7 protein-coding genes and 1 pseudogene are annotated in these 6,999 nt (G+C 65.3%); 3 read left to right on the top strand and 5 right to left on the bottom strand.

Annotated features, from left to right (window positions below; translation table 11 throughout):
- Window positions 1–15: 15 nt before the first annotated feature.
- Together IC66_RS0138715 and IC66_RS0138710 are read left to right on the top strand one after the other, a co-directional pair.
- Window positions 16–747: a fumarylacetoacetate hydrolase family protein gene (locus IC66_RS0138715; RefSeq protein WP_440588122.1), complete on the top strand. Its 732-nt coding sequence runs from the start codon at window positions 16–18 to the stop codon at window positions 745–747.
- Between the two features lie 360 nt (window positions 748–1,107).
- Window positions 1,108–1,491, top strand: a complete 384-nt coding sequence (locus IC66_RS0138710) for a hypothetical protein (RefSeq protein WP_038951121.1) — start codon at window positions 1,108–1,110, stop codon at window positions 1,489–1,491.
- 61 nt (window positions 1,492–1,552) lie between these two features.
- On the opposite strand, the gene IC66_RS0138705 is transcribed toward IC66_RS0138710, so the two are convergent.
- Both IC66_RS0138705 and IC66_RS0138700 read right to left on the bottom strand, forming a co-directional pair.
- Window positions 1,553–2,404: an HpcH/HpaI aldolase/citrate lyase family protein gene (locus IC66_RS0138705; protein ID WP_028145692.1), complete on the bottom strand. Its 852-nt coding sequence runs from the start codon at window positions 2,402–2,404 to the stop codon at window positions 1,553–1,555.
- A complete protein-coding gene (locus tag IC66_RS0138700; protein ID WP_333909114.1) occupies window positions 2,404–2,907 on the bottom strand; it encodes a MaoC family dehydratase in 504 nt (167 codons plus the stop codon). The genes IC66_RS0138705 and IC66_RS0138700 overlap by 1 nt, the downstream gene beginning before the upstream one ends.
- Before the next feature lie 181 nt (window positions 2,908–3,088).
- On the opposite strand from IC66_RS0138700, the gene IC66_RS0138695 reads away from it, so the two are divergent.
- Window positions 3,089–4,255: an acyl-CoA dehydrogenase family protein gene (locus tag IC66_RS0138695; protein WP_038951120.1), complete on the top strand. Its 1,167-nt coding sequence runs from the start codon at window positions 3,089–3,091 to the stop codon at window positions 4,253–4,255.
- Between the two features lie 33 nt (window positions 4,256–4,288).
- On the opposite strand, the gene IC66_RS0138690 is transcribed toward IC66_RS0138695, so the two are convergent.
- The 3 genes and pseudogenes from IC66_RS0138690 to IC66_RS0138680 form a co-directional block, all read right to left on the bottom strand.
- Window positions 4,289–5,863, bottom strand: coding sequence for an AMP-binding protein (locus IC66_RS0138690; RefSeq protein ID WP_038951119.1), 1,575 nt, complete (start codon window positions 5,861–5,863; stop codon window positions 4,289–4,291).
- A gap of 33 nt (window positions 5,864–5,896) precedes the next feature.
- Window positions 5,897–6,532, bottom strand: a complete 636-nt coding sequence (upp, locus tag IC66_RS0138685; protein ID WP_028145689.1) for a uracil phosphoribosyltransferase — start codon at window positions 6,530–6,532, stop codon at window positions 5,897–5,899.
- Between the two features lie 250 nt (window positions 6,533–6,782).
- A pseudogene (locus IC66_RS0138680) lies at window positions 6,783–6,999 on the bottom strand (hypothetical protein); the annotation flags it as partial.

The following is a 6,999-nucleotide window of genomic DNA, read 5'->3' as shown; positions in this document are numbered from 1 at the left end:
GCCGCCGCCGTTTCGATGGCCGAGGTCGCACCCGCCGCCGCGCAGGCCGGACCCAAGCCGCTCTTCCCGGTGCCGATGGTGACGATCCCGATCGTCGGCGAGAGCCAGGTGTTTCAGGTCCGCCGCATCTACTGCATCGGGCGCAACTACGCCGCGCACGCGATCGAGCGCGGCTCGGACCCGAACCGCGAGCCGCCGTTCTTCTTCCAGAAGCCGACCGACGCGATCCAGAACGTCGCGGTCGGCGAGGTCGCCGATCATCCCTATCCGTCACTGACCAAGAACTATCATCACGAGGTCGAGCTGGTCGCCGCGCTGAAATCAGGCGGCACCAATATCCCGGTCGATAAGGCGCTCGACCACGTCTATGGCTACGCGCTCGGCCTCGACATGACCCGGCGCGACCTCCAGAACGGCATGGCCGCGGAGAAGAAGCCCTGGGAGATCGGCAAGAGTTTTGACCACGCCGCGGTGATCGGCCCGATTCATCCGGCCAGCAAGACCGGGCATTTCGACAAGGGCGCCATCTCGCTGGCGATCAACGGCACGGTGAAGCAGAACTCGGATCTCAGCAAGATGATCTGGAACGTGGCCGAGCAGATCGCAAAGCTGTCGGAAGCGTTCGAATTGAAAGCCGGCGACATCATCTATTCCGGCACGCCGGAGAATGTCGGTCCCGTCGTGAAGGGCGACGTGCTGCTGTGCAAGCTCGAGGGCTTGCCGGATATGTCGATCAGGATCGTGTAGTCGCCGTCGCCTCTCCCCGCTTGCGGCGTAGCCGATCGCGTTTGAGAGCTGTCCTGCGCCATTCTTCGAGACGCCCGCTCTAGGCGGGCTCCTCAGGATGAGGACGGAATGCGTAGCGGCAGTTCAACGGGTACGATGCTGCTTAGCCTCGTCGTGAGGAGACCGCGAAGCGGTCGTCTCGAAGGACGAGGCGCGCCGTGAGGTGTGCCAAAGTCAAATGCGACGACCACGGTCTCCAGGAACAGAGGCCATTGTCGCCCTACAGCCGGGTTCCCCGCCGATTGCCTTTTGTTGGCCGGCAAGCGAACCTCGTGCGGCCATATTTGAGCAGGAGTGATTTCCCGTGAGGGAGGCGCTCCGATGACCAAGGCTTTGATCACTGCTGTCGCAATGCTGGCTTGTGTGCCGGTGAGTGCGGTTGCGCAGGAGCGCGCCGGCGATGCAGCACTCGGTGCCGTCTCCGGCGCGGTCGTGTTGGGGCCAGTCGGTGCGGTTGCCGGAGCCTTGATCGGCTACACTGCCGGACCTTCGATCGCCCGTTCCTGGGGCATGAGAGGTTCGCAGTCGGCAGGACATCGGCCGCCGCCGCGCCGCGCGGCCGCGACCAGGAGCCCGACGCGCACCCGCGAGGCGATGGCAGCCAACGGTCAGATGCGAGCTGCCGGCAATCCGGCTCCGCCGGTTCAGGCCGCGCCCGCCGTGCCGGCGCAGAGCTCGACGCCGCCGGTTCAGGGATTCGACTGAGGCCGTCGCATGACGGGATGAGGGTCGATCGATGCTACGACGAACCTAAAGACATTCCACGCTAGGGCTGGCCGAGGATCTTCTTCGCGGCGCGAAGATGCGGCTTGTCGATCATCTGGCCGTCGAGCCGCAGCGTGCCTGAATTGGGATTGCTGGCGAACGCGGCGATCACTTTTTCCGCCCAGGTGCGTTCGGCCTCGGTCGGTTCGAATGCCGCGTTGACGACGTCGACGTGCTTGGGATGGATCAGCGCCTTGGCGGAAAACCCGTCGCGGCGCGCCGCGCGTGTTTCCTGCTCGAGACCGGCGAGGTTGTCGATGTCGGTATAGACCGTATCGATCGGCGCGACCTCGGCCGCGGCCGCCGCCATCAGGCAGAGATCGCGCGCGAGGCGATAGGGGCTGTGGAACACGCCGCCGGACGCCTTTTCGGTGGCGCCGAGCGAGGCCGAGAGATCCTCGGCGCCCCACATCAGGCCGGCGAGGCGAGGGGAGCAGCCCTTGTAACTGCCGAGCCCGAAGATCGAAGCCGCGGTTTCCGTCGCCACGCAGACGATGCGGGTGGTGCCGATCGCGATGCCGGCCGCTGCTTCCAAGGCTTCGAGCCAGGTTGCGACCTGCCTTACGTCGTCGCCGCCTTGCGATTTCGGCAGCACGATGCCGTCGGGCCTGCCGGGCAACACCGCGGCGAGATCGGCCAGCGTCATGCCGGTGTCGAGCGCGTTGACGCGGACATAGAGCTGGTGCGGGCCGCGTCGGCCCTTGAGCATCGTCAGCGTCAGCCCGCGCGCCTCCGCCTTCTTCTCGGTGACGACGGAATCCTCGAGATCGATGATCAGCGCGTCGGCCTTGCCTTCGCTCGCCTTCTCGAATTTGCGCGGGGAATCGCCCGGCACGAACAGCATCGAACGCATCAAACCGGCCTCTTGTGCATCATCGCCATGCGGCGGCATTTGCCGACGATCTCGTCGTTCTGGTTCAGGGCATGGTGCTCGAACTCGACGATGCCGGCCTTGGGCCGCGATTTGGATTCCCTCAACGAAAGCACCTTCGTCGTCGCCCGCAACGTGTCGCCATGGAAGACCGGCTTTGGAAAGGTGACGTCGGTCATGCCGAGATTGGCAACGGTGGTCCCCATGGTCGTATCATAGACCGTCATGCCGATCATGATGCCGAGGGTGTAAAGGCTGTTGAAAATGCGCTGGCCGAACTCGGTCTTTTCGGCGAAATGCGCATCGATGTGCAGCGGCTGCGGATTGAGCGTCAGCAGGCTGAACATGGTGTTGTCCATCTCCGTGACGGTGCGGGTCAGCGGATGCCTGAACTCCTGGCCTACGGAAAAGTCTTCGAAATACAGTCCGGCCATCGCGGTTTCCTCCCTGCGAAATAACGGCGCGCTCATAGCTTTACGTCGCATGACCCTATGCATGGTAGACACAGTTGATAGACAAATTCACGTATCTGTACGCGGTTTTTCGAGCTAAGAACCCAGCCAAGGGCACGTCAGGGCGCGAAGCAAGCGGCCACGGCCTTCGAGCGGGGAACGCGAAGAGACGGGAGATGGCGCGGTCGCGGCTCCCGACAAGGAGATCAAGACCATGGATTTCGCGCTCACCGATCAGCAGGAAGCCATTCGCGATGCCATCGCCAAGATCTGCGAAGGCTTTCCGGATGCCTACTGGCTGAAGAAGGACCATGACGGCGGCTTCCCGCACGATTTTCACAAAGCACTTGCCGACGCCGGCTGGCTCGGCATCTGCGTGCCGGAGGAATATGGCGGCTCGGGGCTCGGCATCACCGAAGCTGCGATCATGATGCGCACCATCGCCGAATCCGGCGCCGGCATGTCCGGCGCATCCGCCGTGCACATCAACGTGTTCGGCCTCAATCCCGTCGTCGTGTTCGGCACCGAGGAGCAGCGCAGGCGCATGCTGCCGCCGATGGTGGAGGGCCGTGAGAAGGCCTGCTTCGCCGTCACCGAGCCCAACACCGGCCTCAACACCACGCAGCTCAAGACCCGCGCGGTCGCCAAGAACGACCGTTACATCGTCAACGGCCAGAAGGTGTGGATCTCGACCGCGCAGGTCGCGCACAAGATCCTGCTACTGGCCCGCACCACGCCGCTGGAGGAGGTGCGCTCGCCGACCCATGGCCTCAGCCTGTTCTACACCGATTTCGACCGCACCAGGATCAAGGTCCACGAGATCGAGAAGATGGGCCGCAAGATCGTCGATTCCAACGAGCTGTTCTTCGAGGACTTTGAAATTCCGATGGAGGATCGCATCGGCGAGGAAGGCAAGGGCTTCCAGTACATTCTCGAAGGCATGAACCCCGAGCGTATCCTGATCGCGGCGGAGGCGGTCGGCCTTGGCAAGCTGGCTCTGGCGCGGGCCACGGAATATGCCAAGACGCGCGTGGTGTTCAACCGGCCGATCGGCAAGAACCAGGGCATCCAGCATCCGCTCGCGGTGAACTGGGTCGAGCTCGAGGCGGCGTGGCTGATGGTGATGTCGGCGGCCTGGCAATACGACAAGGGCATGCCGTGCGGCGCTGCGGCCAATGCCGCAAAGTATCTGGCGGGCGAAGCCGGCTTCTCGGCCTGCGAGCAGGCGGTGATGACCCATGGCGGCTTCGGCTACGCCAAGGAATTCCACGTCGAGCGCTATTTGCGCGAGGTCCTGATCCCGCGCATCGCGCCGGTCAGCCCGCAGCTCGCGCTCAGCTTCATCGCGGAGAAGGTGCTGGGGCTCGCGAAGTCGTACTGAACGAGCCTTGTGGCGCAAACCAAATAGGCCCGCCTATTCGGCGGCGATGCGCTCCATCGCCATGGCGCGTAGCCGGGCGCGCTGGATCTTCACGCCGTTGGCGCTGTCGGTGACGGGGAAGGCGTCTACGAGATAGATTCGCGCCGGCACCTTGTAGCCGGCGAGCCGCTCGCGCAGGCGCGCGACCAGCGTCTCCTGCATTGGCGGCTCCTTTGCCGGGATCACGAAGGCGACGCAGCGCGCCTGACCCTTGAGGTCGACTGCAACCACCTGGGCATCAGCCACGCCGGCACATGATTTGAGCTCGTCCTCGATCTCGCCGGGCGCGACGAGGAAGCCGCCGAGCCGCATGGCGTCGCCCGCGCGGGTCTCGTAGACGAAGGAACCGTCGCCGCGCAGCCGGCCGATGTCGCCGGTGCGGAAGAACCCGTCCGCGGTGATCGCATCGCGCGTCGCATCCGGATTGTTGAAATAGCCGAGGAAACGTGACGGCGCGCTGATCTCGATCTCGCCGGAAACGCCTTCGGCCGCAAGTTCGCCGGTCTCGGTGTCGCGCACGCGCACGCTTGCCTCGGGTGACATCGGCCAGCCGCCGCCCTCGATGCGGTCGGAAAAGGTGTCGCTGATGCGGGCGATCGAGAATAGGGCCTGAACCTCGCTCGACCCGTAGAGGCCGAACAGCGGCAGGCCGCGCGCCTCGGCCTCCGCGGCAAGCTCGCGCCAGCCAGGCTGGAACGCGGCGAAGCCGCAGACGTCGAGATGCGGGAATGGGCGTGGCCTACCGCTGAGGGCGACAATGCGCCGGAACATCTCGTCGGAGCCGAAGGCGTGCGTGATCCCCTGCGTGCTGAGGATCTCCAGTGCCGGTGCCGCCTCGAAGGCGTCGAGCACATGGACGGTCGCGCCCGCCGCGACGAAGCCGAGCAGGCTCGTCATGCCGAACGTGCCGCAGAACGGAAGCATGGCCAGCAGCGAATGACGCTGCGGATCAAGCCGAAGCGCCTTGGCGACAGAGACGGCGTGGCCCGCCAGCGTGCGCTGCGAATGCGCGACGAGCTTCGGGCCCTTGGTGGTGCCCGATGTCGTGTAGAGCAGCACCGGCAGATCGACGTCGTCCCGTATCGGAGAGGCGGCCGGATAGGGCTTTTCGAAAGCGTCGAAGCGGACACAGGGCCAATTGGCCTTGATCGCGTCCGCGCCGACCACCGCAAGCCGCTGCAGCGCCGGCACTTCGTCCTTGGCGATGTCGGCGAGGATCGCGGCAAAATCCACCGAGCGGAATGCGGCCTCTACCACCATCAGCCTGGCGCCGGACAAACGAAGCAGATGCGCGACTTCCGCGCTGCGATAGCGGGTATTGACGGCCGCGACGATCGCGCCAAGGCGGGCGGCGGCGAACAGCAGCGCGATCCATTCGATCCGGTTGACCAGCCAGACCGCGATCACGTCGCCCTTGCCGATGCCTTGCTCCGCAAGCCAGGCCGCGGTCTGCTCTATCCTTTCGGAGAACTCAGCGCGCGAGACCCGCGTGCCGTCGAATACGAAGGCGGTATCGGCGGCGGCCTCGGTCCGGATCAGCGATTGCAGTGAAAACGCGTTGGCACTCATGGCAAGGGGAGTAACCCGATCGCGCCAACCTGTCTACTTGGTGCCGAACATCCGGTCGCCGGCATCGCCCAGGCCCGGCACGATGTAGCCGTGGTCGTTGAGCCGCTCGTCGATCGCGGCGGTCCAGATCGGCACGTCAGGATGCTCGCCCTGGAATTGCGCGATGCCCTCGGGCGCGGCCAGGAGGCACACGAAGCGGATGTCGCGGGCGCCGCGGGCCTTGAGCAGAGAGGCGCCGGCGCAGGCCGAGTTGCCGGTCGCCAGCATCGGATCCATCAGGATCACGGTGCGATCCGACAGGTCCTGCGGCGCCTTGAAGTAATATTCCACGGCTTGCAACGTCTCGGGGTCGCGGTAGAGCCCGATATGGGCGATGCGCGCCGATGGCATCAGCGCCAGCATGCCGTCGAGGAAGCCGACGCCGGCGCGCAGGATCGGCGCCAGGGTGAGCTTCTTGCCGGCGATCTTGGGCGCCCGCATCGGCGCGATCGGCGTCTCGATCTCGACCAGCTCCAGCGGCAAATCCCGGGTCACCTCATAGCCAAGCAGCATCCCTATCTCGTTCAGGATCTCGCGAAAGCTCTTGGTCGAGCGATCCTTCTCCCGCATCAGCGAGAGCTTGTGCTGGACCAGGGGGTGGGCGACGATGTTGACATTGCCAGTGCTCATGAAACCGCTCTACACGTTTCCCTAGAATTGCGCCAGATCGGCCCGGCTTTTTCCGCCGGACAGGCGGCGTCAACCGGGCATCGCCACCGCGCTGCGGGCCGGGTTGCTCGCGGCATAGGCAGCCATGGTCAGTTCGCGGTTGGAGCGGAGGAGCTAGACGCCGAGCCCGCGTGCGACAAGGGTGAGTGCAGCGGTTGTTCAAAGCCATCTGTCAGCACCGGCATTTTCCAGGATCCTTCCGTCAGGCTGCCTAGCCGCAATTGTCGCAGGCGAGCGGCTCGTAAAGCGGAGCCGGCACAGGGCGAACGGAAGGAACGCTCGGCCGCGGCACGTCCGCGGCCAATGCCCGGACCTCGACGAGGGCCGACAGCAGAGCCAGCGCGAGGTCGGAATGGCGCGCCTCGACCGCGGCGTCCAGCCAGTCCGGCAGCTCACGCGCGCGCGACAGTGCACAATGCCACTCGCCC

The sequence above is a fragment of the Bradyrhizobium genomosp. III genome, from assembly GCF_000261705.1.
GTDB classification, from domain to species: Bacteria; Pseudomonadota; Alphaproteobacteria; order Rhizobiales; family Xanthobacteraceae; genus Bradyrhizobium; species Bradyrhizobium ottawaense.
This window is presented reverse-complemented; position numbering and strand designations above follow the sequence as displayed.